General features: G+C 69.7%; 27 protein-coding genes and 1 tRNA gene. 8 read left to right on the plus strand and 20 right to left on the minus strand.

Annotated features, from left to right (window positions below; genetic code table 11):
* Positions 1–2: 2 nt before the first annotated feature.
* Positions 3–96 (minus strand) — tRNA-Sec (locus ACFLIM_RS44995).
* 18 nt (positions 97–114) lie between these two features.
* On the opposite strand from ACFLIM_RS44995, the gene selD reads away from it, so the two are divergent.
* The gene (gene selD, locus ACFLIM_RS45000; protein ID WP_393176037.1) at positions 115–1,110 is read left to right on the plus strand and encodes a selenide, water dikinase SelD; all 996 of its coding nucleotides are present in this window, start codon (positions 115–117) and stop codon (positions 1,108–1,110) included.
* A 92-nt stretch (positions 1,111–1,202) separates the two neighbouring features.
* Here the strand turns inward: selD and ACFLIM_RS45005 are convergent, their stop codons facing one another.
* Genes ACFLIM_RS45005 through ACFLIM_RS45030 form a run of 6 tightly spaced genes read right to left on the minus strand, consistent with a single transcriptional unit; the run spans position 1,203 to position 6,694 of the window.
* Positions 1,203–2,156: a nucleoside hydrolase gene (locus ACFLIM_RS45005; protein WP_393176039.1), complete on the minus strand. Its 954-nt coding sequence runs from the start codon at positions 2,154–2,156 to the stop codon at positions 1,203–1,205.
* A 1-nt stretch (position 2,157) separates the two neighbouring features.
* The gene (locus tag ACFLIM_RS45010) at positions 2,158–2,907 is read right to left on the minus strand and encodes a glutamine amidotransferase (RefSeq protein WP_393176041.1); all 750 of its coding nucleotides are present in this window, start codon (positions 2,905–2,907) and stop codon (positions 2,158–2,160) included.
* Between the two features lie 43 nt (positions 2,908–2,950).
* Complete coding sequence (locus ACFLIM_RS45015; RefSeq protein WP_393176043.1) at positions 2,951–3,973, minus strand: phosphotriesterase family protein; 1,023 nt, start codon at positions 3,971–3,973, stop codon at positions 2,951–2,953.
* A 5-nt stretch (positions 3,974–3,978) separates the two neighbouring features.
* Entirely contained in the window at positions 3,979–4,980 is a 1,002-nt protein-coding gene (locus ACFLIM_RS45020) for an ABC transporter permease (protein ID WP_393176045.1), read from the minus strand.
* Positions 4,977–5,747 (minus strand): ATP-binding cassette domain-containing protein, encoded by a 771-nt coding sequence (locus tag ACFLIM_RS45025; protein ID WP_393176047.1) that lies wholly within the window; start codon positions 5,745–5,747, stop codon positions 4,977–4,979. The genes ACFLIM_RS45020 and ACFLIM_RS45025 overlap by 4 nt, the downstream gene beginning before the upstream one ends.
* On the minus strand, positions 5,744–6,694 hold the full coding sequence (locus tag ACFLIM_RS45030) for a substrate-binding domain-containing protein (protein WP_393176049.1): 951 nt from the start codon (positions 6,692–6,694) through the stop codon (positions 5,744–5,746). Before ACFLIM_RS45030 ends, ACFLIM_RS45025 begins: the two co-directional genes overlap by 4 nt.
* 235 nt (positions 6,695–6,929) lie before the next feature.
* Here ACFLIM_RS45030 and ACFLIM_RS45035 point away from each other — a divergent pair, with 235 nt between their 5' ends.
* From ACFLIM_RS45035 to ACFLIM_RS45045, 3 genes are all read left to right on the plus strand, one after another.
* On the plus strand, positions 6,930–7,934 hold the full coding sequence (locus ACFLIM_RS45035; RefSeq protein ID WP_393176051.1) for a LacI family DNA-binding transcriptional regulator: 1,005 nt from the start codon (positions 6,930–6,932) through the stop codon (positions 7,932–7,934).
* A 5-nt stretch (positions 7,935–7,939) separates the two neighbouring features.
* On the plus strand, positions 7,940–9,025 hold the full coding sequence (locus tag ACFLIM_RS45040; protein WP_393176053.1) for a M20 family metallopeptidase: 1,086 nt from the start codon (positions 7,940–7,942) through the stop codon (positions 9,023–9,025).
* Positions 9,026–9,214: 189 nt separating this feature from the next.
* Positions 9,215–9,703: a tyrosine-type recombinase/integrase gene (locus tag ACFLIM_RS45045; protein ID WP_393176097.1), complete on the plus strand. Its 489-nt coding sequence runs from the start codon at positions 9,215–9,217 to the stop codon at positions 9,701–9,703.
* A 204-nt stretch (positions 9,704–9,907) separates the two neighbouring features.
* On the opposite strand, the gene ACFLIM_RS45050 is transcribed toward ACFLIM_RS45045, so the two are convergent.
* Entirely contained in the window at positions 9,908–10,357 is a 450-nt protein-coding gene (locus ACFLIM_RS45050; RefSeq protein WP_336205108.1) for a MarR family winged helix-turn-helix transcriptional regulator, read from the minus strand.
* 100 nt (positions 10,358–10,457) lie between these two features.
* On the opposite strand from ACFLIM_RS45050, the gene ACFLIM_RS45055 reads away from it, so the two are divergent.
* Positions 10,458–10,895, plus strand: coding sequence for a hypothetical protein (locus ACFLIM_RS45055; protein WP_393176055.1), 438 nt, complete (start codon positions 10,458–10,460; stop codon positions 10,893–10,895).
* Positions 10,896–11,597: 702 nt separating this feature from the next.
* Here the strand turns inward: ACFLIM_RS45055 and ACFLIM_RS45060 are convergent.
* The 11 genes from ACFLIM_RS45060 to ACFLIM_RS45110 form a co-directional block, all read right to left on the minus strand.
* Positions 11,598–11,777 (minus strand): hypothetical protein, encoded by a 180-nt coding sequence (locus ACFLIM_RS45060; protein WP_393176057.1) that lies wholly within the window; start codon positions 11,775–11,777, stop codon positions 11,598–11,600.
* Between the two features lie 232 nt (positions 11,778–12,009).
* Positions 12,010–12,651 carry a hypothetical protein gene (locus ACFLIM_RS45065; protein WP_393176059.1) on the minus strand — a complete coding sequence of 214 codons (642 nt, stop codon included), beginning with the start codon at positions 12,649–12,651 and terminating at the stop codon, positions 12,010–12,012.
* Positions 12,652–12,872: 221 nt separating this feature from the next.
* On the minus strand, positions 12,873–13,874 hold the full coding sequence (locus ACFLIM_RS45070; protein WP_393176061.1) for an ornithine cyclodeaminase family protein: 1,002 nt from the start codon (positions 13,872–13,874) through the stop codon (positions 12,873–12,875).
* Positions 13,871–15,079 carry a M24 family metallopeptidase gene (locus ACFLIM_RS45075; protein WP_393176063.1) on the minus strand — a complete coding sequence of 403 codons (1,209 nt, stop codon included), beginning with the start codon at positions 15,077–15,079 and terminating at the stop codon, positions 13,871–13,873. The genes ACFLIM_RS45070 and ACFLIM_RS45075 overlap by 4 nt, the downstream gene beginning before the upstream one ends.
* A gap of 30 nt (positions 15,080–15,109) precedes the next feature.
* Positions 15,110–15,799 (minus strand): RraA family protein, encoded by a 690-nt coding sequence (locus ACFLIM_RS45080; RefSeq protein WP_393176065.1) that lies wholly within the window; start codon positions 15,797–15,799, stop codon positions 15,110–15,112.
* Between the two features lie 16 nt (positions 15,800–15,815).
* The gene (locus ACFLIM_RS45085; RefSeq protein WP_393176067.1) at positions 15,816–16,601 is read right to left on the minus strand and encodes an SDR family oxidoreductase; all 786 of its coding nucleotides are present in this window, start codon (positions 16,599–16,601) and stop codon (positions 15,816–15,818) included.
* Positions 16,602–18,203: a gamma-glutamyltransferase family protein gene (locus tag ACFLIM_RS45090; protein WP_393176069.1), complete on the minus strand. Its 1,602-nt coding sequence runs from the start codon at positions 18,201–18,203 to the stop codon at positions 16,602–16,604. It abuts the gene before it with no gap.
* Positions 18,200–19,201, minus strand: coding sequence for an ABC transporter substrate-binding protein (locus ACFLIM_RS45095; protein WP_393176071.1), 1,002 nt, complete (start codon positions 19,199–19,201; stop codon positions 18,200–18,202). The genes ACFLIM_RS45090 and ACFLIM_RS45095 overlap by 4 nt, the downstream gene beginning before the upstream one ends.
* A gap of 13 nt (positions 19,202–19,214) precedes the next feature.
* Entirely contained in the window at positions 19,215–20,033 is an 819-nt protein-coding gene (locus ACFLIM_RS45100) for an ABC transporter permease (protein ID WP_393176073.1), read from the minus strand.
* The gene (locus ACFLIM_RS45105) at positions 20,034–20,906 is read right to left on the minus strand and encodes an ABC transporter ATP-binding protein (protein ID WP_393176075.1); all 873 of its coding nucleotides are present in this window, start codon (positions 20,904–20,906) and stop codon (positions 20,034–20,036) included.
* Positions 20,903–21,712: an IclR family transcriptional regulator gene (locus ACFLIM_RS45110; RefSeq protein WP_393176077.1), complete on the minus strand. Its 810-nt coding sequence runs from the start codon at positions 21,710–21,712 to the stop codon at positions 20,903–20,905. Before ACFLIM_RS45110 ends, ACFLIM_RS45105 begins: the two co-directional genes overlap by 4 nt.
* A 281-nt stretch (positions 21,713–21,993) precedes the next feature.
* Here ACFLIM_RS45110 and ACFLIM_RS45115 point away from each other — a divergent pair, with 281 nt between their 5' ends.
* The 3 genes from ACFLIM_RS45115 to ACFLIM_RS45125 all read left to right on the plus strand — a co-directional run bounded on the left by ACFLIM_RS45115 (position 21,994) and on the right by ACFLIM_RS45125 (position 22,838).
* Entirely contained in the window at positions 21,994–22,311 is a 318-nt protein-coding gene (locus tag ACFLIM_RS45115) for a hypothetical protein (RefSeq protein WP_393176079.1), read from the plus strand.
* 61 nt (positions 22,312–22,372) lie between these two features.
* Positions 22,373–22,603, plus strand: a complete 231-nt coding sequence (locus ACFLIM_RS45120; protein ID WP_393176081.1) for a hypothetical protein — start codon at positions 22,373–22,375, stop codon at positions 22,601–22,603.
* A 76-nt stretch (positions 22,604–22,679) separates the two neighbouring features.
* On the plus strand, positions 22,680–22,838 hold the full coding sequence (locus tag ACFLIM_RS45125; protein ID WP_393176083.1) for a hypothetical protein: 159 nt from the start codon (positions 22,680–22,682) through the stop codon (positions 22,836–22,838).
* Positions 22,839–22,853: 15 nt separating this feature from the next.
* Here ACFLIM_RS45125 and ACFLIM_RS45130 read toward each other — a convergent pair whose 3' ends face one another.
* On the minus strand, positions 22,854–23,843 hold the full coding sequence (locus ACFLIM_RS45130; protein ID WP_393176085.1) for a TetR/AcrR family transcriptional regulator: 990 nt from the start codon (positions 23,841–23,843) through the stop codon (positions 22,854–22,856).
* Positions 23,844–23,999 lie beyond the last annotated feature (156 nt).

Consider the following 23,999-nt stretch of genomic DNA (forward strand, 5'->3'; position numbering starts at 1 on the left):
CAGCGGAGGCGGACGGGAATCGAACCCGCCGCGCCGAGATACTCGGCGCCACTGGTTTTGAAGACCAGGAGGGCCACCAGACACCTAAACGCCTCCAGAGTGGATCATAGTCCCATGAACAACATCAGGCTCACGCAGTACAGCACCGGAGGCGGCTGCAGCTGCAAGATCCCGCCGGGCGAGCTGGAGGATCTCGTCGCGGGACTCTCACCGGCCTCGGCCCCGTCGATCGGCCGGTTACTGCTGGGCATCGATCACGGCGACGACTCCGCGGTGCTCCATGTGGACGGCGACAGCCGGGCCATCGTCGCGACGACGGATTTCTTCACTCCTGTCGTCGACGATCCGTACGACTTCGGCCGGATCGCCGCCGCCAACGCGCTCTCCGACGTCTACGCCGTCGGCGGCGAACCCGTCATGGCCCTGAACCTGCTCGGCTGGCCCCGCGACGTCCTGCCCCTGGAGATCGCTCGCGAGGTGCTGCGCGGCGGATCCGCGATGGCGCAGGCGGCGGGCTGCCATCTGGCGGGGGGCCACAGCATCGACGACCCCCATCCCAAATACGGGCTGGCCGTCACCGGCCTCGCCGATCCCGGCCACCTGCTGCGCGTGGACGCGGGCAGGCCCGGCATCCCCCTCACCTTGACCAAACCCCTCGGCATCGGCGTGCTGAACACGCGGCACAAGGCCACCGGGGAGGTCTTTCCCGAAGCGGTCGCCGCGATGACGACGCTCAACCGCGACGCCTCCCGGATGGCGCTCGCCGCGGGGGTACGGTGTGCCACCGACGTCACAGGTTTCGGCCTTCTCGGCCATCTCTACAAGGTGGCCAGGGCGAGCGGCGTCTCCGCCGTCATCGACAGCGCCGCCGTGCCCTATTTGGAGGGAGCCCGAGAGGCCATCCGCGACGGATACATCAGCGGCGGATCCCGCCGGAACCTCGACTGGATCGCCCCCCATAGCGACTTCGGCGACCTCTCAGAGAACGAGCTGCTTCTCCTCGCCGACGCGCAGACCTCGGGCGGCCTGCTCGTCGCGGGCGAGATCCCGGGCTTTCCGGTGATCGGCGAGCTCATCCCCCGTGGCGAATACCTGCTGATCGCGAAGTAGACACGAGGCCGATACGCCGCGAGGCGGATCGCCGGCATGCGATCCCCTCGCGTGGACGGACGACCTTCGCCTGGAGAGCAGGGCGTGTGAGGTTACCGGTGCCCTCCTTGGCGCGACCCCAGGGTGTCGATGGCGCCGATCATCAGGTTCCAGAACCGGTCGCGGTCGAGGGTGAGACCGACGTTCGCGTTCGGCTCCCAATCCATGCGCCGGTGCAGGTCCGCCACGGTCGCGCCGCGCGTGTGCGCGCCGTCCAGCTCGACACGCAGGCCCACCCGGACGTGGCCGAGGACGGCGGGGTCGATCAGGTACGCGACCGTGATCGGGTCGTGCAGCGGCGGCGCCTCGAAGCCCCAGGTCCGCTGGTAACTGGTGCCGAAGAAGGTGAGCAACTCCACGCACAGGTCGGCCAGCGGGGTGCCGAGCGCCGAGATGCCATCGAGCACGTCAGTGGTGACCAGCGCCTGGTGGCTGACGTTCAGCCCGACCCAGGTGGTCGGCACGCCGCTGCCGAGTACCTCGGCGGCGGCTTCGGGGTCGGCGTAGATATTGAACTCGGCGTAGGGGGTGTGGTTGCCCCGTTCGGTGGAGCCGCCCATGATGACGATCTCGCGGATCTGGTCACTGGCGCCGGGATAGCGGCGCAGCAGCGTGGCGACATTGGTCAGCGGTCCGATCGCGACGATCGTCACCGGCTCGGCGGCGGCGGTGAGCGTGTCGTGCATGAGGTCCACGCCGTGCCGGGGGTCCAGCGGCACGGCGGGTTCGCCGAACGCGGGGCCGTCCAGGCCGCTCTCTCCGTGCACGTAGTCGCCGATCTCCAGCGCGCCGGACAGCGGCCGGTCGCACCCCGCCGCGACCGGCACCTGATACGCCCCGGCCAGGCTCAGCATCCGCCGCGCGTTGAGCGCGGTCTTCCCCACGGTCTGGTTGCCCGCGACGGCGGTGACCGCGCGCAACTCGATCGCCGGATTGGCCACCGCGAGCAGGATGGCCATCGCGTCGTCGTGTCCCGGGTCGCAGTCGAGGATCACCGGAATCGGCATGTCAGATCTCCTTCGCCAGCCAGCGGACCGCGCGGGTGAAGATCGCGGAGTAGCCGTCCCACATGGTGAACTCCTCCGGGCACCAGTGTGGGGCGATGTCGGACGCCCAGGCGAGCGTGCGTCCCGCCCCGACCTCCCGCACGGCCAGCAGCGGGTCCTCGCCGACGGCGGCCAGCAGCCGGGCGTCGTCTGGAAGGCTGAACCGGTTGTATCCGAGCAGGTCGGGCCAGCGTGCGGGCAGCCCGGCCACGATGGGGTGCGCGGCATCGGCCACCACGCCCGGGAGGCCTTGCGGGACCTCCACCCGGTCGTCGTAGCGGGAGATCACCGCGGGCAGCACCCGCTCCACGGCGGTGCCGCTGAACGCCGCCTTGGCCTCGATCCCCTGGAAGCTCAGGTACCCGCCCGCCATGGCCAGGCCGCCGCCATGCTGGACCCAGTCCGCCAGCAGGTCGAGCCGGTTGACCGACTTCTTGCTCTCCAGCCAGGTGTCCGGGTGCAGCAGGATGCTGTTGGCGCCGATGTCCGACAGCACCACGACGTCGTACGCCGCCAGCTCGCCGGGCGTGCCGGGGAACAACCTGGGCACGTCGTGCGCGGGAAGGTGGTCGACCTCCACGCCGTCGGCCACCAGGACGTCCCGCAGCGGCTCGAAACCGGTGTGGTACGTGGTCGTGGTGAACGAGTCGAAGCCCTTGTAGTGGGTCGACTCACTCACCCACGTCTCACCGGCAACCAGCACGTGCGTCATTGCAGCATCTCCTTGCTCGTCGAATGTGATGGGAAGTCCTGCGCTACCGCTGGGCGGCCACGAAGAGTCGGCGAGGGTTGTCCACCAGCATCCGCGTGGTGTCTTCCGCTGTGAGCCCGTGGCGGTGCAGGCGCGGGACGAAGTGGGTGAGGATGTGGGCGTAGCCGTTGCCGCCGTAGCGCACCAGCATGGTCTTGAGGAAGACGTCCTGGGAGAGCAGCACCCGGTGGCCCAGGCCGGCGCGGGTGAGCCAGGCGACGGCGGCGGCGTTCTCCTCGTCGCACGGCGACTGGCCCTCACCCGGATACAGGTAGTCCATGCCGCACATGTCGTAGCCCAGATAGGCGCCCCGCGTGGCGAGCGAGACCTGGTGGTCCCTGTCGGCGCCGCTGGGGTTGAGGTGTGACAGCACGGTGGCAGCGAGTAGCCCGCCCTCCTCGCCGATGACGTCGAGCACTTGGTGCCCGTGCCGTACCCAGCCGGGCAGGTGCACCGACAGCGGCACGCCGGTGCGGGACTGCGCCCGCGCGGCGGCCCTCAGGACCTTCTCCTCGGCGGGGGTGAAGGCCATGGAGACGCCGATCTCGCCGATCACCCCCGCGCGTACGCCCGCCACGCCCTCGGCGACGTCCCGCTCGATCTCCTCGGCGATACCCTCGAGGCTCATCCCGCCGATCCGGGCGGGATGGGTGCGCTCCAGGTAGAACCCGCAGCCCATGACGATGTTGAGCCCGGTGGCGCGGGCGATGCGCGCCAGCTCGGCGGGAGCGCGTCCGATGCCGTCCGGGGTCACCTCAAGCAGGGTGCGACCACCGCGCGCCGCGAACCTGGCCACCTCCTCGATGGCGGTGGCGGTGTCGTCCAGGGAGACGTTGTCCCGCGACAGGTAGGGGTCGTGGCGCAGCCTGCCGAGGAACTCCGGCCGCACCGGCGCGGAGGCGATCAGGTCGCCTTCCGCGTCGCCCGCCTCCGCCGGGTGCCACGCTGTCGCGCCATCGTTGCGCAGATGCTCGTGGCACAGGGTGATCCCCAGCTCGGCGGCGGGCACCGGGCCGAGGACCGTCATGACACTCATTTGCGTACCGCGCCGAATCTGGTCCACACCTTGCTGTTGGCGAAGATGGCCAGCAGCAGGATGGCGCCCTGCACGATCTGCACGTAGAACGGCGAGATGTGCAGCAGGACCAGGCCATTGGCGATGACCCCGAGGGTGAGCGCGCCGAAGATGGTGCCCAGCATGCTGCCCCGGCCGCCGAACAGGCTGGTGCCGCCGAGCACGACCGCCGTGATGACCTCCAACTCGAACCCGCTACCCGCGTTGGAGGAGCCCGAGCTGAGCCGGGTCGCGATCAGCACCCCGGCCAGCGCCGCCGCCACGCCGGTCAGGACGTACACGGCCAGCCCGACTTTCCGGATGTTCACCCCGGTCCTGCGGAGCGACTCGCCGTTGGAGCCCAGGCCGATGACGTAGCGGCCGAACGGCGTACGGGTGAGCACGACCCACCCGGCAAGCGCGATGAGCACCGCGAGGATGGCCGGAATCGGAACCCCGGCGATCCGGCCCTGGCCGAGCTGGACGATCCACAGCTCGGAGTCGATCGGGGTGGAGTAGCCCTCGGTGGCGCGCAGCGCGGTGCCCCGCATGATCGACAGCATCGCGAGCGTGACGATGAACGGCGGGATGCCGTGGTACGCCGAGAACCACCCGTTGACGAACCCGACGGCCGCGCCGAGCGCGAGCACCGCGATGAGGGCGAGGGTGGGATCCCAGCCCTGTTTCAGCACGATGGCCAACAGGGACCCGGACAACGCGACCGTCGAGCCGACCGACAGGTCGATGCCCGAGGTGCTGATGACGAACGTCATGGCGACGGCCACGATGAGCGTCGGGGCGATCTGCCGCATCAGGTTGAGCATGTTGCCCGCGGTGGCGAACCGGTCGGCGGACAGGGCGAAGAACACCAACAGGACCACGAGCATAACCGCGATCGCGATCGTCTGCCCGTGCCTGCCGATGTGCGCGCCCGCGCGGGCGGACCTGGTGGTCACGACCCGCTGGCTGGTGGCGGTCATGCTCGCGCTCCCGTCGTGTCGCCGGCCCTGCCCTGCCCGTCGTGCGCGACTATCTCGGACACCAGCTGCTGCAGGCTGGTCGTCCTGGCGTCCAGGTCGGCGCGCAGGGTTCCCTCGTACATCACGCACAGCCGGTCGCAGACCTCGAACAGGTCCTGCAGACGGTGGGTGATGAGGATCACCGACACGCCCTGGGAGGAGACGGTCCTGATCAGCTCCAGGACCGTCTCCACCTCCGCGACGGCCAGCGCGGCCGTGGGCTCGTCCAGGATGAGCAGCTTGGGGCCGAAGGTCACCGCCCGCGCGATGGCCACGGCCTGGCGCTGCCCTCCGGACAACCCGCCGACCGGGATGTCGGTGAGCGGGATGCGGATGTTGAGCGCATCCAGGTGCGTGCGCGCGTCCAGGTGCATCTTCGGCAGGTCGAGCAGCAGACCGCCGGCCCGGCGCGGTTCACGGCCGAGGAAGAGGTTGCCCGCCACGTCGATATCGTCGCAGAGCGCGAGGTCCTGGTAGACCATCTCGACGCCCAGCTCCCGCGCGTCGCGCGGGCTGGTGAAGGCGACGGGGCCGCCGTCGAAGACGATCTCGCCGGAGTCCGGCACGACCGCGCCCGCCAGCACCTTCATCAGCGTGGACTTGCCCGCGGCGTTGTCGCCCACCAGCCCGACCACCTCGCCCGAGCCGACCCGCAGCGTCACACCCCGCAGGGCGTCGACCATCCCGTATCGCTTGCGGATGTCACGCATGACGACCCTGTCGGTCATCGGAATGTCGCCCGGTACTTGTCGACGTTCTCCTTAGTGACGATCGTCACTGGGACGTCGATCTTCTTCTTGGCCTGCGCACCGCCGATGAGTGCCTTGGCCTCCTTGACCGCCTCGTAGCCCTCGGTCTTCGGGTCCTGCTGGACCACGCCCGCGACGAAGCCCTCGTCGATGCCGCTGACGGCCTCCTTGGTGAGGTCCCATCCGAAGACCTTGATCCGGTCGGCTGCGTTCTGCGACTTCACCGCGGCCACCGCGCCGAGCAGGGCGGGCTCACCGGTGGCGTAGACGACGTTCATGTCCGAGCGCGAGGTGAGCAGGTTCTCCGCCGCGCTCAGCGCGGCCTCCTGCTTGTTCTGCCCGTCCACGGTCTGCACGATCTTGGCGCCCGAGCCCTGGACGACCGTGTTGAACTCGTCCTTGCGGATGTTCTGGATGAAGGAGTTGAGCGCGCCGACCACGCCGATCTTGGGGGCGGCGAGCTTCTGCGTCTTCGCCCAGTCGTTGACGAACGTGCCGGCCTGCTTGGCGGCCGCGGCGTTGTCCACGCCCACCTGGGTGTCGACCGCCGGGGAGTCCACGATGGCGTCGACCGTCACGACCTTCAGCCCCGCGTCCTTGGCGATTTTCAGCGCGGGCTTGATGCCCTCGACATCGATGGAGACCACGATGACCGCGTCGAACTGCTGCTGGACGAAGTTGTCGATGGCCTCGTTCTGCTTGGCCGAGTCGTCATTGGCGTTGAAGATCGTCAGATCGACGTTCGCCTCTTTGGCCGCCTGTTGGGCACCCGCGTTCATCTCGTTGAAGAAGATCGCCTGCTGGTTGATCTGTACCAGGCCGACCTGCGGTCTGTCCCCGCCGCCTGCGGCCCCGGCGGAGGTGTCGTTGCCGCCACAGGCGGCGGCAAGGAGGCCGGTGGCGAGGATCGCCGTCGCGGCGGTCATACGGGTGAGTCGAAACGATCGCGCCATGGGTCAGCCTTTCAGGGGCGCTGGTGTCGAGGAAAGGGGGTAATCGATTACCAACCCTGCCGAGGCTAGCGAAATGCGGAAATGGCCGTCAAGATGAGCTTCGTCGGGCTTGGGGTCTATCATCAGCGCCAATGGACTGGTGAGGAGTTCACCCCCACCTGGGCTCGCCGGGTCATCACCCGCCTTAACGAAGGAAAACGATTGCCCCATGAGGGTGACCATCCATGACGTGGCCAGGGCCGCCGGTGTGTCGGTGGCCTCGGCCTCCCGGGCGCTGTCGGGCCGCCGCAAGGTGACCCCGGACGTGGCCGAGCGGGTGAACCGCGCCGCCACCGACCTGGGCTACCAGCCGAACGCGGTGGCCAAGGCGCTGCGGGACCAGACCACGGGGACGATCGGCATGGTCGTTCCCGGCATCGGGAATCCGTTCTTCACCACGATGGTCGAGGCCCTGGAGCGCCGTCTCCAGGAGAACGGGCGTGACCTGCTGCTGTGCTCGTCCCAGTACGACCCGCTGATCGAGGCTCGCAGACTGGAGACGCTGCTCAGCCGCCGCGTCGACGGTCTGATCATCAGCCCGTGCGACATCGAGGCCAGCGCGCCCGCCGTGCTGAGCGCCGCCGGCCGCGCACCTCTCGTGCAGGTTGACCGGTACATCGAGGCGGGCGGCACCGACTGGGTGGGGCTGGACGACGACGCGGCCCTAGCCCAGGCTGTCGAGCATGTGGCGGCCGGAGGTGCCAGGACGGTCGCCTTCATCGGCAGCCGCCTGATGAACTCCTCCGCCAGGCTGCGGCTGTCCGGCTTCCAACTCGCCGTGGACCGCGCCGGTCTGGAGACCGTCGCGCCGCTGCTCGGCGAGTTCACCCACGAGTGGGGTATGCAGGCGGGACGGCTGCTGCTCGGCGGCGACCGCATGCCCGACGCGGTGGTCTGCGGAAACGACGAGATCGCGATCGGCTTGCTCCGGGCGCTCCGCCTCGGAGGCGTGCGGGTCCCGCAGGAGGTGGCGGTGGTGGGCATCGACGACGTGGGACACGCCGCGATGTGCGACCCGCCGCTCACCACCGTGGCCCAGCCGGTGGACGAGATGGCGACCGAGGCCGTGCGCGTGCTGGAGCAGGTACGGCTGGGCGAGCGGCGGCCGGTGCAGCGCATCGCGATCGCCCCTCGGCTCGTGGTGCGCGAGACCAGCAGGCGTACGGAGGAGTGAGAGTCGTGAACGAGGCAGTGAAGCTCACACGCGAACTGGTCAGGATCGACTCGGTGGGCGGCAACGAAGCCGCGGTGGCCACCCCGCTCGCCCGCCGTCTGGAGGCCGCGGGCTTCGAGGTGCGCGAGCACGAGTACGCGCCAGGACGCGCCGGGCTGGTCGCCCGATGGGGATCGGGGCTGCCCGTCACCCTGACCGGCCATCTCGACACCGTGCCACTGGGTGCCCAGTCGTGGACGCGCGAGCCGCACAGCGCGGAGGTGGACGGCGACCGCCTGTACGGGCGGGGGACAAGCGACATGAAGGCGGGGTTGGCCGCCCTGGTGGTCGCCGCCGAGGAGCACGGCCGCGGGCAGGGACGCCGCGTCGCGCTCGAACTCGTCCTGACCGTTGGGGAGGAGTCCGGCTGCGAGGGCGCGATCGACATGGCCGCCCGGGGGCTGGTGGGCCCATCGCGGGGGCTGCTCGTGGCCGAGCCGACCGCGAACCGGGCACTGCTCGGGCACAAGGGCGCGCTCTGGCTGAAGGTGACCGCGCACGGCCGAACGGCCCACGGCTCGATGCCCCACTTGGGGGACAACGCCATCTACAAGCTGGCCCGCGCGATCTCCGCCGCCGAGCGCTTCGACCATGGAGTCCCCAAGCACCCCCGGCTCGGCGCGCCCACCACGAACGTCGGCACCGCGCACGGTGGGATCAACGTGAACTCCGTGCCCGACCTTGCTCAGGCAACGCTCGACCTGCGCACAGTCGCCGGGCAGGACCACGCCGTGCTGCGCGACAGGCTGCGGAAGGCGCTCGGCGGCGAGACCACGCTGGAGGTGCTGACCGACCTCCCGGCGCTCTGGACCGAGCAGGAGGATCCGTTCGTCCAGACCCTGCTCTCGGCGGGAGCGCACGCACCAGGCGACGGCCCGGCCGCCAGCTACTTCACCGACGCTTCGATCCTGGCCAGCGCCTGCGGCGGGGTGCCCGCCGTGATCTGTGGTCCCGGCGAGCCCGACCAGGCGCATGTCACCGACGAGTACTGCGAGATCCCGCGCATCGAGGAGGCCGTAGACATCTACCGCGCCGCCCTGGCCCGCCTGTGATGAAGGTGGGGTCAGGTTCAGAGCGGAGCCAGGGACAGGCTGCGCACCACGATCGAGATCGTGCGTAAGTCAGCTGACCAGCGGGGCTTCAACGTCATCTCCCGCAGGTGGGTGGTCGAGCGAACGCTCCCGGCTCACCTGTGGGTGCCGGGAACTCGGCGAGCAGATTGACCTGCGGGTTTGCGGCTCGTGTTCTGGCTGCAGCGGGTGCACGCCGACGGTCAGGTCGTGGTCGGCCCGCCGAAGAGCGCCGCGGGCTACCGGGTGGTGGCCCTGGACGCGGAGACCGTACGGGTGCTGACCCGGCACCGCCAGCGGCAGGAGGAGCTGAGCGCGGCAGCGGGCATACGCTGGCAGGACTCGGGATACGTGTTCACCACCGGGACGGGTGCGCCGCTGCGGCCGGACTACCTCACCGGCCGGTTCCGCCGGCTGGTGGCGGCCTCCGGACAACCGCCGATCCGGCTGCACGACCTGCGGCACGGCGCCGCCACCCTCGCGCTGGCCGCGCACACCGATCTGAAGGTGGGGCAGGCCATGCTGGGCCATGCCAGCATCGTGCTGACCGCCGACACCTACGTCTCGGTGCTGCCTGAGGTGGCCCACAAAGCCGCCCAGGAGACGGCGGGGCTGGTGCTGAGAACAGCGTCCAAGCTCAAGCGGGAGCTCAACGTGTGACTCAGCTTTGCCTCATATTTGCCCCATACCGCCGCCGAGCGCGACCGTGGCGCGAGTTTCCGCAGGTGGAGAAGCGCGCCCTGCAGGATTCGAACCTGCGACCGTCGGATTAGAAGGCGAGCCCCACCGCCTTGCGGAGCAGCGGTGCCGTTAGGCCTCGTCAGGCCCAGCCCATCTGAACCTGCGTGGTACGCACGACCCTGATTACGCACAATCAGGGTCGTGGGCGATGAACAGGCGGGCGACCATGTCGTTCAGCAGCGAGCGCTCGACGGGCGTCAGCGCGCCGAGGAAGTCGGCCTCCACTTTCGCCATATGCGCTAGCACCTCCTCCACCACGCGTGCGCCGTCCTCGGTGACCGTGACCAGATATTTGCGGCGGTCGGCGGTGTTGCGGACGCGGCGCACATACCCCAACCGCTCCAGCGTGTTGATGACCTCCGTCATGGTGGTGCGATCCATGCGGGCCAGCGCGGTCAGGTCGCGCTGCGACATGGCAGCGTCGTGCGCATAGGCCAGCACGCGCAGTTCCTTGCCGGTAAGGCCCCAGCCGCCGACCTCGACCTCGATGCGCTGCCGCGCGAAGTCGCCGAGGCGCGCCAGCATGTAGCCGGTGGCCATGGAGATCCGCTCTGCTGCACCGCGCGTGCTCATGCCGTCCAATGTAGAGCCCTTGAGCCCGGCGATAATCGTCAGCTAGACTGACGAAAAATCGTCAGCTAAGCTGACGGATGGTGCGCTAAAAGGAGCTCTCATGACGCTGTCTTCCCGTGGCGAGACCGCCCTGCGTGTCGCCCTCACCTTGATCGGCACGATTACCACACTGCCCGTCGTCGCCCTCGTGAACGTCGGCATCCTCGACTGGAACTACGGCGTGTCCGACCCCGCTCCAATGACGCAGGCCCTGCTGCAGCACCGGGGCATGCTGCAGCTTCTGCTCGGGGCCGCCATCGTGTGGGCCGCGTTCCACCCGCCGGTGCGCCTCGCGGCCGCCCTGGCAGCCGTGGTCGGCAAGACCACGTTTCTCGCCCTCATTCTGCCCAACGCGGCAATCCGCGGAGATCTGTCGCCGCTGAGCATCTGGTTCGATTTAACCTGCATTGTCGTGCTGGGACTGCTCGCCGCCCGGCTCGTCACGCGCAGACGGGAGCCTGAGGCTTCTCCGCGCGGATCAGACGTTCGCGCCGTCTGATCCACCTCCTGAAAGCCCCAAGGGGAGTTTGCGCCTTGGCGCACGAGCGATATCGGGATGTAGACGTGCGTGCGGGGCCGCGAGTTTCGACCCGGCACGCTCCGCGTGCGGTGCCAAAACTCGCCCATGACTGTCCCGTGTCAGGGGGTCGTCCTTGAGGTGCGTGTCCTGACCTGCGGTGAGGAATCTTGACTGGCGAACTGGTTCGGGTTCAGGGCTGGCAGTAGAGGGAGGGGTAGGGGGATTCCGCCAATAGATCTTGCTTGGTCGCGCGTGAGTTTGGGGCATGGAGTATCGCTGCGGCAAGGGTGATGGCATCTGGGTAGATCGCTGCGTGCATGTAGTCGTCCTGGTCGGTTGGGCTGCTGGTGCGGTGGTTGGCGGTCTGCAAGATCAGGAGCCGATGTCTCCAATGGAGGGGAATGGCGGCGGGAGAGGCCGGCCAGGGAGGGATCGCTCTGGCCGCGGCTTGGTGAGCGATCGTCAGTTGCTGGGGCGTGTTGCGGCGTAGGAGCCGCCGGGCCGAGTCTGGCCGCCGCCAGGATCCGGCGGATCGTGCCCTCCCCCGCCCGATGCCCCCAAGCCGATCAGCTCACCCTGAATCCTCCGATAGCCCCACCGGGGATTCTCCTCGGCCAACCGTACGACCAAGTCACGCACCTCCTCAGGGACGGGCGGACGGCCGGCGTTGCGCGGGCACGTTCAGTGCCGCTTGACCAGCCTGCGGTGCCAGGTCAGCAGATTGCCCGGCGTCACGATCCGATGCGCACGAAGCCAGCGCGGGAGGCGTCGTGTGAGCGCGGCCAGGATCGCCCGATCGGCCCAATCCGGCCGCGGATGAGCGACCTGGCGACGCAGCACCGCCACCTCATGCCGCAGCACGAGAATTTCTACTTCCTTGGAGGCATCGCTGCGAGACGCGCGGATTCGCCGTCCCGACCAACGACTCCTTCCGCCGCGAGGTCGGACCACACGGGGCGCTCTACGCCGGGTCACCGGAAACCGTCGCGCAGAAGATCGCGTCGAATCTCCGGCTTCTCGGTGCGAACCGCTTCGACCTGAAATACGGCATGGGAGGACTCTCCCATGAACAACTCATGACCAACATCGAGCTCTACGCCACGAAGGTCATCCCCCGTGTCCGCGAGCTCCTGGCGTGAGCAGGGGGGAGCGCCAACCAAGGAGTTGAGCCGGCACGAAGGCGTGTTCTCACCTGACGGGAAGTGCTCGGCGCCGGCGGAAGTTCGCCCAGCGCCGCCGGCTGGAACGGGGAGGCGCGGCCGTAGCTGTTCATCCCGATCGCGTAGTAGCCGGGCTCGGGGTGCGCCGGCTCGTCCACGCCGTGCGGGCGGACGGTGCCGCAGGAGTGGTCGTTCGGATCGATGAGCGGGGGAAGGAGCGGGGTGGTGCCGAGGATCTGAGGGAAATCAAGGCGCAGACCGAGGAGGGCGTGCGCGCCTTCGTGGACGAGCAGCGCATGGTGGAAGGCCGCACCACCGTGTCGCTGTATCAGTTCGACCACATCGGCGAGCTCGTCTTCGCGAACGTCGACGTCGCCGACGTGCCCGAGGTCGTGATGGAGCCCCGCGGAGGCACCGCGATGCTGGACGCGATCGGAAACACCATCGCGCGAGCCCGCCGCTGCCCGTTGCCGGGCGCTCGAAGTACGGCTCGACGCCCAGCAGTTCGACGTACCACCTCTTGGCGCCTCCAGGTCGTCGGCCCAGAAGTTGACGGTGGCCGGTCCTCGCAACATGTGCTGCCCTTCCCTCTCCTCGAACCTTGTAAGCCGTTGAGGAATCTACGTTTCCTCAACGCCTGGCAGACTGAGGAAAGCCACCGCGCCGTACGGCGTGCCGGGTCGGCACGCCGCACAGGCGGTGACATCCCTCGGCCCGTCGCCGAGGTCGCGGGACATGCTGCCGATCACACGCTGATCGTGGTGGCCTCCGCCGTGATCCGTGAGAGTCGTCCTGGCTACAGCGCGAGCACGTCCTTCGCGCCGAGGTCGACGATCGTGCCGGCGTCCTCCTCCCGTGCTGCGCGCCAGACGTACACCGCGCACGCGATGTCCTGGATCGCCACGCCCGAGGAGTCGAACATGGTGATCTCGGCCGTGTCCCGGCGCCCGGGACCACTGTCGAGGACGTCACCGAGGCCGGGCCCGAGATCCTCCGCACGCACGGCCCCGGCGGCGAGCGCGACCGAGAACTTCCCGTCCTGGAGCGTCTCCTCGCGGCCGTCGCCGATTACGCGGCACATCGCGACGGCGTCCGGCGACATCTCCGTACGGATTCCGATCGCGCCGACGTGCTGGCCCGGCTCGAGATGCTCCCGCAGCAGCACGGGCACGGGCGAGTTCGTCGCCGTGATGACGATGTCGGCTCCCGCGACCGCCTCGGCGACGGTGCCGACCGCGCGCGCCTCGACGCCGGTCTCCGCGGCCGCGCGCTCGGCGAACGCCTCGCGCCGCTCCGCGGAGCGCGAGTACACCGTCATCTCGCCGAGCGCCGGCAGGAGATGCCGGTGGGCGAGCAGCGAGTACCACGCCAGCGCGCCCGTGCCGATCATCGCGACCGACCGCGACTCCGGGCGCGCGAGCGCCTGCGTGGCGAGCGCCGCGCCCGCCGCCGTCCGCACCGCGGTGATGTACACGGAGTCCATGACCGCGAGGGGCGTGCCGGTCTCGTCGTCGAACAGCAGCAGCAGCGAGCCGAGGTTACGGCCCGGGGGGTTGCGGGGAAATCGCGCGAGCACCTTGACACCGAGCCCGCCCGATGTCTTGTCGTGCGCGGCGAGGAGCTTCAGCCAGCCGCGCTGATCGCCGGGGAGCCGCAGCCACGCGTTCGGCGCGGCGGTCACGTGGCCGTGAGCCAGCGCCAGGAACGCCTGGCGCTGCACCTCGATCGAGTCCTCGACGGTCAGCAGACGCCGGACGTCCGACATCCCGAGCACGCGGGTCTGCGGCAGGTCGCTCATGCGGGGATGACGTAGAGGCCGGGGTCGGCTTCCGACAGCATCTCGCAACCGGTCTCGGTGATGACGACGTCCTCCTCGGAACCGTATGTCATGCCGTTGTGCGGCAGGTAGGCCTCGCAGGAGAGCACCATGCCGGGGAGGAGGACGTCCTCGCTGTCGAGGCGCACGAACGGCGGCTCGCTCGACGCCAGGCCGATTCCGTGGCAGAGGTGCATGTAGGGAGGTCCGAGGTAGTTGAGGATCTTCTCGTCGGTGTAGCCCAGGTCGTGGTAGAAGCCCACCATCTGCTCGATGACGCGGCGGAACGTCTCGCCGGGCTTGAGCGCCTCCTCGATCGAGCGTCGGATGATCTCGCGAATGTGATCGTGGCGGAGCACCTGGTCGGCGCTCGGCTCGCCGACGACCGCCATCCGGTTGAACTCGCCCCAATAGCCCGCGAGCGTCACGCCGGAGTCGACGAACAGCAGCTCGCCGGGGTTGAGAAGCTGGTCGGGGAGCGGCCCGAGCATGCGCGAGGTGTGCCCGAGCGCCTTCGCCTTGGCCTCGGAGACGATGAGCGCCTGGGCGTACGGCGGGCGGTTCGCGCCGCCCCGGATCAGCGCGAGACCGACCTCGCGGGCGACGTCGACCTCCGAGTCGCCGGCCTTGAGCGCGCCGAACGCGTTCGCGAGCCCTTCGCCGTTGATCCGGTCGCACTCGCGGATGTACGCGACCTCGGCCTCGCTCTTGATCATCCGCATGTCCCACAGCAGTTTGCTCGCGTCGACGAACTCCGCGCGCGGGGTCGCGGCCTCCATGGCGCGCCATTCCGCGAGCGGCATGAACAGGCGCTGGTCGACGCCCATCTCGGCGCCGATCCTTCCCCGGTCGAGTCCACGCTCGGCGAGCGCGTGCGCGAGGTCCACGCCGTTGAACGGCGGCGCGTACGCGACGATGTCCTTGACCCACGATTGCATGCGGGCGTTGGCCTCGTTGATCCCGTACAGCCAGAGGAACGGCTCGCCCTCCCGCGGCAGCACCATCACGTGCGGGCGCGAGTAGTTGAGCTGGTAGTCCCGCGGCTGGTGGCCGCTGAGGTAGTAGTAGTTCATCCCGGCGCTGAAGTCGCCGGTGACGATCAGGGCGTCGAGGTTGTCGCGCTCCAGCAGGGCGCGGGCACGGTCCGCCCGGGCTGTGAGCTCGTCGATGTCGAACGGGGGCTTCATGGGTCTCCTTGCTGGTCTTTCAACGGTCTGTCAGACGTGGCCGAACTTCGCGAGGGCGTTGGCGAGCGTGAGCCCTGCCCCGAGTTCGCGGCGGATCTCGACCTCGACGCCGCCGAGCTCCTCCGCGCGCTTGAGCACGTGCTCGACGGCCGCCGCGGGGATCGCGATCGCGCCGTCCTCGTCGGCGAGGATGAAGTCGCCGGGGCGGACCTCGACGGTCGCGGTCGTCGCTCCGGGCATCGTCACCGGCACTCCGCTGTCGACGACCTTCCAGCGTCCGATCGACTGGACCGGCGTGCGATAGCGCGCGTACACGGGATAGCCGAGCTGCCCGATCCAGGCGACGTCGCGCACGCCGCCGTCGACCAGAGCGCCGACGCTGCCGCGCTCCTTCATCCCGATGGCGATGAGCTCGCCGAAAAAGCACACGCCCTCGCCGGGGCCAGCCCAGACCGAGACGGAGCCGGGGGTGAGCTCCGCGCAGGCCTTCATCTTGTCCGGGTCGCGGTCGCCCAGGGGATACTCGCGCATCTCCCCGAGGATCGGATGCGCCCAGCCCGCGAGCTTGCCCGCGCCGGACGGGTACGGCGCGAACGCCGGCGCCAGTCCTTGGTCGGGCAGATCGAGCTCGTCGAGGACGTCCGCGACGTTCGACGTGTCGACCTGCAGGTAGCGCTGCCGAATCTGCTCGGCGACGGTCGGTTCCAGGTGTATGGTCATCGGTTTCCGTGGTCTCTCAGATTGATGGGATCAGTCCGCCGTCGACGCGTAGCGTCGCGCCGGTGATGTATGAAGCGGCGGTGCTCGCGAGGAAAGCGACGGCGGTGCCGTACTCCTCGGGAGCGCCGTAGCGGCGCAGCGGGATGCTCGCGGTGCTGGCCGCCGCGACCTGCTCGGCGGTCGTGCCCTCCCGCTCCGCGCGCGCCTCGTCGAGCCGGGTGATCCGCCGTGTGGCGATCCGGCCGGGCAGCACGACGTTGACGGTCACGCCGTCCGGGCCGACCTCGCCCGCGAGGGTCTTCGACCAGCCGACCAGTGACGCGCGCAGCGTGTTGGACAGGCCGAGGTTCGGGATCGGGGCGACGACGCCCGACGACGTGCTCGTGATGACACGGCCCCAGCGACGCGAGCGCATCGACGGCAGCACCAGGTCGGTGAGGTGGATGACGCCGAGCACCATCGCGCGGAAGTGCTCGCTCCAGATCGCGGGGTCGACGCCGGCAGCGGGTGTCGGCGGCGGGCCGCCGGTGAGGTTGACGAGGATCTCGACGTCGCCGTGGCGCTCGCGGACGGTGCTCAGCCGGTCCTCGAACGACGTGAGGTCGCCGGTGTCGAGGGCGAACCCGAAGGCGTCGCCGCCGTCGCCGCGGATCTCGCTCGCGACCGCCTCGGCGCTGTCCTCGTGCAGGGCCGCCACGGCGACCCGGGCGCCCTCCGCGGCGAGCGTACGGGCGATGGCTCCGCCGAGCCCGCCGCCTCCGCCGACGACGAGAGCGCTTCTGCCCTTGATTCCCAGGTCCACCTAGTGCCTCCCGTCCGAATGGTCATGACCCGGCGCCAGGGCGCATCCGTCCTTGCGGGGGTCGGACGCGCCGACGAGCCCGCCGTCCCCGACCAGCACGGCCTGCGCGCCGCCTCCCGCGAAACGGCCGAGGGGCTCGATCTCGTGACCGCGTTCCTGGAGGCCGCGGCGGATCTCGGGGTCGAAGTCCTTCTCGACCGCGACCCGCCGCCCGTTCCAGTACCGCGCGCGGGGCGCGTCGATCGCCGCCTGCAAGCCCATCCCGTCGTCGAGCAGACGCCGGATGATCTGCGTCTGGCCCTGGGGCTGCATGAACCCGCCCACGACCCCAAGACAGCCCAGCAGGGCGTCGCCGCGCCCGAGCATGGCGGGAATGATCGTGTGGTACGGACGCTTACCGCCCGCGACGCGGTTGGGGTGCCCGGACTCCGTCGAGAAGTTCGAGCCGCGGTTCTGCAGGAGCAACCCGGTGCCGGGGACGGCGATGCCGGACCCGAACCCCTCGTACAGGCTCTGGATGAGCGAGCATCCCATGCCGTCGCCGTCGACGACCGCGACGTATACCGTGTCGCTGCCCGTCGCCACGGGCCCACGGGCCGCCGCCGGGTCGATCTTGGCCCGGCGCTCGGCGAGGAACCCGTCGGAGAGCAGACGCCCCACCGGGACGTCGGCGACGTCGGGATCGGCGACGTGCGCGGCGGCGTCCGCGAAGGCGAGCTTCAGCGCCTCGATCGCGGCGTGCTCGCTCTCGACGGGCCCGGACGCCTCGACGCCCTCGAAGATCCCGAGCGTCTCAAGGACCACGATGCCCTGGCCGGGCGGCGGCATCTCGTACACGTCGACGTCGCGGTAGGGGCGCCGGAGCGGCTCGACCCAGGTGGCGCCCTGCCACGCGGCGAGGTCGGTGGCGCGTAGCGGGCCACCGGCCGCCTCGACGGCCGCGCCGATGCGATCGGCGAGTTCGCCCTGGTAGAACGCGCGGGCGCCGCCGGAGGACAGCGTGCGCAGGACGGCCCCGAGCTCCGGGTTCGCCAGCTTGTCGCCCGCGCGCGGCGGGCGCCCGCCGGGGAGGAACAGGGCGCTCGCGGCCTTGTCGCCCCGCAGGCGGTCCTGGGATTCCTGCCACTCCCCCGCGATGATCGGCGCGACGTCGAAGCCCTGCTCGGCCAGCTCGATCGCGGGCCGCAGGACGCGTTCGAGGCCGAGCCGTCCGTACCGCTCCAGCAGCCGCTCCCAGAGCGAGACCGCGCCGGGGACCGTGACGGTCCACGGCCCGAGCCGGGGCATGCGGTCGTGGCCCGCCTCATTGACCGCGTCCGCCGTCATGGCCGCCGGGGATGGTCCGGCTCCTGCCAGGCCGACGGGACCGCTCTCCCCCGCCTGCCAGACGAGCGCGAACGCGTCGCCGCCGACGCTGGTCGAGCGCGGGTCCACGACGCACAGCACGGCCGCCGCGGCGACGGCGGCGTCCGCCGCGCTCCCACCGGCCTCAAGCATTTCTGCCCCGGCGGCGGCCGCGAGGGGGTGGCTGGTCGCCACCATCCCCCAGTCGCCGCGCACGCCGTCGGCGTCCCGCGTTCCCGTGGTGGTGGGGTGGCTCACTGGGTGCTGCCCGCGCCGGCTTTGACGAGGTCGAAGGCGACGATCGCGTCGCTCTGCTCGTCCTTCCAGCCGCCGAGGTCGCGGAAGAACTTCTCGGTCGTCTTGAACGACTCCGGGGTGATCGGCGGCTCGCCGGCCTTCGGATACATCCCCTCGCGGGTGTAGGTGTCGTACACGGCCGGCAGGAGGCTCTGGTCGACTTCGGGCACTGCCTTCTTCGCGGCCGCGAGCCAGGCGTTCTTGTCGGCGTAGGTCTTGTCGTAGCCCTTCTGCAGGCTCGTCACCAGCGTGGTCAGGGCTGTCTTGTCCGAGGCGTACTTCTGGTCCGTGGTGATCCACGCGGTGCCCCGGGCCTGCGACGCGTCGCCGGTCAGATCGGCCCAGGTGCCGAGCTCGTGGTAGTCGCCCTGCTGTTTGAGCGCGGCGAAATTGATCGCCTCAAGGACGGCGGCGTCGAGCTTGTTGGACGCCAGCGCCTGGGCGCGGCGCGAGGACTCCTCGAGCGCGAGGAACTTCACCTTGTCGTACTGCGCGGGGATCTTCTCCTTGAGGAGGCTGTGGACAAAGATGTCGGTCTGGCTGCCTGGCGCGTGGTAGCCGACGCGCTTGCCGGCGAGCTGGTCGAGCGAGGTGATCTCCGGGCGCGCGACCAGGTCGTACTCCGGCTTCATCTGCGCCACATAGATGATCTTGATCGGCACGCCGCTGGACTTCGCCTTGATCGCGGCGTCGAAGTCGACGTTGCCGACGTCCAGGCTGTCGCGCATGAGGCCCGCGACGACCGTGCTGTCGTCGGTCAGCGTCGTCACCTTCGCGCCCGCCATCTCCAGGCCGAGCTGGTCGGCGACGTCGTTCGGGTCGAGCGCCGACGCGTACCCGACGCGCATCTGCTTGGCGGCTGGGGCGCTAGCCGATTCGCCGCCGCTCGTGCCGCTGGAGCCACACCCTGCGGCTAGGAGGCCGATGGACACGGTGATGACCGCGAGTGCCTTCCTCACGTCTTCTCCCTTACTAGCGTTCCGTGTTGTCGCCGTGCCATGAGCGCGTCCACATCCGTTCGATGAGTTGCATGAGGCCGGCGAAGCCGACCCCGATCAGCGTGATGACGATCACGTAGACCATGACCTTGCCGGTCTGGTAGGCGTTGGCGGCATCCTGGATCGCCCCGCCGACACCGGTGGCCGCGAACAGGAGCTCCGCGACGACCATGCCCTTGACGGCGCGCGCGGCGCCCATCCGCAGACCGGCGAAGATGTACGGCAGCGCCGCGATGCAGATCACCTTGCGGAAGACCTGGGCCCGGCTGGCGCCGAACGACCGGGCCACCTGGGGCAGCACGGCGTCCACGTTCTTGACGCCCGCGTACGTGCTCAGGATGATCTCGAACACCGCGAACAGGACGACCGAGATGATTCGCGGTGTCGTGTCGAGGCCGAACCAGATGATCAGGAGCGGCACCATCGCCGCCTCGGGGATGACATAGCCGGCCGAGACGACGGGGTTGAGCGCCGTCGCGACGGAACGCGACGTGCCCATCAAGGTCCCGACCGCCACCCCGATGACGGCGGCGAGCACGAACCCGATCGCGATACCGGTCACCGTGCTGCTGACGGCTTCCCAGAGCTTGCCGCCGGACAGCACGTCGGCGAAGCTGCCAACGACCGACGTCGGCGGCGCGAGGATGAAGTCGCCCTCCCTCTTGCCGACGTACTGCCAGACGCCGAGGACGACGACGACCAGCGCGAGCTGCAGCGCGCGCTCTTTGGAGAAGAGTCTCCTGCGCAGCGCGGCCCTGCGGGACATCTGGTGGCGTTCCACCGCGATGGCCATCTACGCCTCCGACTCTCGGTCGTCGCCGGAATGCCCGATGAGCCGCTCAAGATCACGCATGAGCTCGAGCGTTCGGGGGTCGGCCAGCAGTGTGTGACGTGATCGGGGCCGCGGCAGGTCGATCGGGACGTCGGCCGCGATGACGCCGTTGCCCATCACGAGCACGCGGTCCGAGAGGACGACGGCCTCCTCGATCGAGTGCGTGATGAATAGGACGGTCTTCTTCGTCTGCTCCCAGATACGCAGCAACTCGTCCTGCATGCGCGTGCGGCTGAGCGCGTCGAGCGCGCCGAACGGCTCGTCCATGAGCAGGACGACCGGCTCGATCGCGAGCGCGCGGGCGATGCCGACGCGCTGCTGCATCCCGCCCGAGAGCTCCCCGGGGTGGTGCCGTTCGAACCCGTCGAGCCCGACGAGGCCGACGTACTCCTTCGCGCGCCGCCGACGTTCCCGCTTCGGCACTCCGGCGAACTCGAGGGCGAGCACGACGTTGTCGACGACCGTCTTCCAGGGCATGAGCCCGGGCGACTGGAAGACACAGCCCCGGTCGATGCCGGGGCCCTCCACCGGCCTGCCCGATACCTTCACCGAGCCGCTCGTCGGATCGAGCAGGCCCGCGAGAATCTTCATGATCGTGCTCTTGCCGCAGCCGGAGGGCCCGATCACGGAGACGAACTCCTGCGGCGCGACGGAGAAGCTCACATCGGCGAGTGCGGCCGTCAGGGAGATCTCACGGCCGACGACCCGCCGGTAGGTCTTCGAGAGGCCCGCGACCTCGATCCCCCCGGAGGGCGACGCAAGGCCTTCCGCCGACGACGCGGGATCACGGTCGTCGCCGATCGCGGCCCGCACGGGACTGTGCTCCATGGTCATCTCACGTCCCCATCTCCTCGCTTCGCCCCTCCGGCCGCGCCGCCCATCCGCGTCGAGGTCTCCACCGCCCGCTCGGTGAGCCGCCGCGCCAAGTCCTCGATGCCGTGCTCGCGGATCCGGAACGCGGGGCCCGAGATGGACACGGCGGCCACGGCCTGTCCGGTGTGGTCGGTGATGGGGGCGGCGATGCAGACCACGTGCGCGTTTCGCTCTTCGTCGTCGACGGAGTAGCCGCGTGACCGGATCGTCTCCAGTTCCTTCCGCATCGCGGCCTTGTCAACGATGGTCGTGGGAGTCAGCCGGGCCATCGGCTCGGCGTCGAGAATGGCCTCGGCCTCGTCCCAGGGCAGGTCGGCCAGGAAGACCTTGCCGAGCGCGGTGCAGTAGGCGGGATGCCGCGTTCCGGCCTGGGATTGGATCCCCAGCTCCCGCTGGCCTCGGGAGATCGCGATGTAGAGAACCTGCCCCTGGTCGAGCACTCCCACATTGGCGGTCTCGGACACGCTCTCGGCGAGTTGGTCGGCCAGGTCGCGTGCGTAGTCCCAGATCGAAACGCTGCGCAGGAAGGCGGTGCCCAGATCGACGACCCGGCTGTCGAGCTGATACCCGCTGCCGCCATCGGCCTGCCGGACGAACCCGCGCGTGCGCAGCGACTCCAGCAGCCGGAAGGCCGTGGACGAGTTGAGGCCGGTTGCCTTGGCCAAATCAGCCAAACTGACCGGGCCTTTCTGGGTGGACAGCACTAGGAGGATGTCCAGCGCTCGGACGACGGATCGGACGACATAACGATCACCATCGATAGTCACTTTCATACAGTAAAACCAGGTTGCATGTAGTGCAAGTGACTTGGAGTCTAAGAGGAGGAGACCGCCCCAGACAACGGCTTGCTGTTTCAGACAGGTAAAACCGCACGTTTCGCGGTTTCGGGTCTCGCCGGACACAAAGGACGATGATGCCCGGCAAGCAAAAGATCTCTACTTACCCGGATCCAGGCCGGGTCAACACGGCTCGCGGGCCAGGCGCCCTGGCGGCTCAACCCGCCGCGTCGGGCGGGACGGTCAGAGCGCCGTCCGGATGTGCCAGCGCAGTGCGCGAACGCGCCGCCGCCGAACGCGCCGGGCTGTCCCTCGGCGCCTACGCCGCACATGTGGTCACCGCAGTCGCCCGCCAGGAACTGCCCGTGCTGCCGGTCGACGACCGCCCGAGCTACGCGCCCGAACTGAACCCGACCGAGGGCATCTGGGCAAATCTCAAGAACCACATGACCAACCTGGCCGTCCGCGGCGGCATCGACCACCTCGCCACCATCATCAAGCACCATCTCAAGCGCCTGCAGTACCGGCCTGGCCTGCTCGACGCCATCATCGCCCAGACCGAACTGATCCTCGAGCCCGAACCGCCGTAACGCAAGAAGTCAGCCTTTCAGCCTCTGTACTCTGCTCGGCGAGCCGCTTGCGGTGGAGTTGATGAAAACGGTCGCGCTCGTCCGCTGCGGCGTGCGCGACGCGCTGGGCAACGACGCCGCCGTAGCGGTCTGGCCGCTGCCGTCGGCGATCGTGTTCACATCGAATCCGGCCGCGGCCCAGAACCCGGCCTGCTGGCAGGGCGGCGTTGCGCCGCCTCGCCGGCGCGGATCACCGCACGACGCCTCGTCCGGTCCCGAGCGTTCCCGGGCCGAAGAACGCTATTGGCGGTGAGATGGATCATGGTGCAGATGGTCACCGTGACCTGCGGAAACAGGCAAGATCGCGATATCTCGCCGGCCATCCCACCGTGTTGGAGCCGAAAGCTGACTCAACGCTTTTTGTCGCGCACCGCCCCGACCTGCTCAAACGGCCCGTACCGCCAATGGCTGTCCCCTCGTTCCTCGACGCCGGGTTCGGCGGCTTCCCGGTGGAGGACGACACCCTGGACGACGCGCTCCAGCACTGACCTGACCGCGACCGGCTACGGCCGGTGCTGCCGCCCGATCTGGACCGCGACCCCGTCCAGCAGGAGCCGCAGCCCGGCCTCGAAGAACGCGGTCAGGTCGAATTCCAGGCGGTCGTCGAGAGGCGCCGTGTGCGTTGAGAGCCTGGCATGAAACGTCGGGAGGTGGGCGGTGTACCACTGGTCGGGCGACAGCCCCGTGTGCCGCTCCGCGTCGTGCTGCACCTCCAGGTTCGTGGCCGTTCCTCTTACGTGGTTGGCCACCGCCCACCACACGACCCGGGCCGCCTCGGGGGCGAGGCCGAGCCCGAGCACGGCGTTCATGCCCCAGTTGCCGAACCTGAGCATGTTGGGCAGCGGCTGCGGATGGGTGAGCGACATGAGACGGGACAACCAGGGGTGGCGCAGATAAAGGCGCCACTGCAGGCGCGCCGCGAGTTCCAGATGGGCCCGCCAGCCCGCCGGAGGCTCCTGTGGTAGCTCCAGCTCGCCGAACACGGTGTCGGCCATGAGCGTGGCCAGTTCCTCCTTGCCGCGTACCAGGCCGTACAGCGACATGGTGGGCATGCCGAGCGTCGTCGCGACGCCGCGCATGGACACCGCCTCGAAGCCCTGCGCGTCCGCGATGGCGATCGCCGCGCGCACGATCCGCTCGCGCTCGGCGTTCTGGCTGGCCACCATCGGACGCCGCTCCCGGCTCGCGTGGCCCGCCCCATCCGCTCGATCCGCCCGGCCCGCCCCGGGACGGGGCGCGGGTGCGGGGGTGGATACGGGGACGGGTTCGGCCACGACGGTGCCGACGCGGGGGACGGCCACCACCCGCCCCTGCCGGCGCAGCGTGTCCAGCGCCTTGGTGGCGGTCGCGGTGGCCACTCCCCACTGTGCGGCGGCCTGCCTGATGGAGGGGACGCGGTCGCCGGGCTGCAACTTGCCCGTGTCGATGCGCCGCTCGATCTCCCGCACGATCCGCAGGTACGGCGGCGCGGAGCCGCTCCCAGCTCGCTGCATGGCCGATCGCCTCCCAACTCCTGTACTAGGGCAGTTGCGACCCGGCCGCAGCGGCCGGGCAGCCATCGTCCCGCCCCTGGTGAGCGGCCGATTCACTGGCCTAGCACATCGCGGGCGGCCGCACTGTACCGGTGTTTGCCCGGTGTACCGTCACCC

The sequence above is a fragment of the Nonomuraea marmarensis genome (genome assembly GCF_043197025.1).
Lineage (GTDB): Bacteria > Actinomycetota > Actinomycetes > Streptosporangiales > Streptosporangiaceae > Nonomuraea > Nonomuraea marmarensis.

Bases quoted from the DNA above. Each gene is read 5' to 3' on its own strand.
- selD (WP_393176037.1), top strand. From the start codon at position 115: ATGAACAACATCAGGCTCACGCAGTACAGCACCGGAGGCGGCTGCAGC.
- ACFLIM_RS45005 (WP_393176039.1), bottom strand. From the start codon at position 2,156: ATGCCGATTCCGGTGATCCTCGACTGCGACCCGGGACACGACGACGCG.
- ACFLIM_RS45010 (WP_393176041.1), bottom strand. From the start codon at position 2,907: ATGACGCACGTGCTGGTTGCCGGTGAGACGTGGGTGAGTGAGTCGACC.
- ACFLIM_RS45015 (WP_393176043.1), bottom strand. From the start codon at position 3,973: ATGACGGTCCTCGGCCCGGTGCCCGCCGCCGAGCTGGGGATCACCCTG.
- ACFLIM_RS45020 (WP_393176045.1), bottom strand. From the start codon at position 4,980: ATGACCGCCACCAGCCAGCGGGTCGTGACCACCAGGTCCGCCCGCGCG.
- ACFLIM_RS45025 (WP_393176047.1), bottom strand. From the start codon at position 5,747: ATGACCGACAGGGTCGTCATGCGTGACATCCGCAAGCGATACGGGATG.
- ACFLIM_RS45030 (WP_393176049.1), bottom strand. From the start codon at position 6,694: ATGACCGCCGCGACGGCGATCCTCGCCACCGGCCTCCTTGCCGCCGCC.
- ACFLIM_RS45035 (WP_393176051.1), top strand. From the start codon at position 6,930: ATGAGGGTGACCATCCATGACGTGGCCAGGGCCGCCGGTGTGTCGGTG.
- ACFLIM_RS45050 (WP_336205108.1), bottom strand. From the start codon at position 10,357: ATGAGCACGCGCGGTGCAGCAGAGCGGATCTCCATGGCCACCGGCTAC.
- ACFLIM_RS45055 (WP_393176055.1), top strand. From the start codon at position 10,458: ATGACGCTGTCTTCCCGTGGCGAGACCGCCCTGCGTGTCGCCCTCACC.
- ACFLIM_RS45065 (WP_393176059.1), bottom strand. From the start codon at position 12,651: ATGTTGCGAGGACCGGCCACCGTCAACTTCTGGGCCGACGACCTGGAG.
- ACFLIM_RS45070 (WP_393176061.1), bottom strand. From the start codon at position 13,874: ATGAGCGACCTGCCGCAGACCCGCGTGCTCGGGATGTCGGACGTCCGG.
- ACFLIM_RS45075 (WP_393176063.1), bottom strand. From the start codon at position 15,079: ATGAAGCCCCCGTTCGACATCGACGAGCTCACAGCCCGGGCGGACCGT.
- ACFLIM_RS45080 (WP_393176065.1), bottom strand. From the start codon at position 15,799: ATGACCATACACCTGGAACCGACCGTCGCCGAGCAGATTCGGCAGCGC.
- ACFLIM_RS45100 (WP_393176073.1), bottom strand. From the start codon at position 20,033: ATGGCCATCGCGGTGGAACGCCACCAGATGTCCCGCAGGGCCGCGCTG.
- ACFLIM_RS45105 (WP_393176075.1), bottom strand. From the start codon at position 20,906: ATGACCATGGAGCACAGTCCCGTGCGGGCCGCGATCGGCGACGACCGT.
- ACFLIM_RS45120 (WP_393176081.1), top strand. From the start codon at position 22,373: ATGAAAACGGTCGCGCTCGTCCGCTGCGGCGTGCGCGACGCGCTGGGC.
- ACFLIM_RS45130 (WP_393176085.1), bottom strand. From the start codon at position 23,843: ATGCAGCGAGCTGGGAGCGGCTCCGCGCCGCCGTACCTGCGGATCGTG.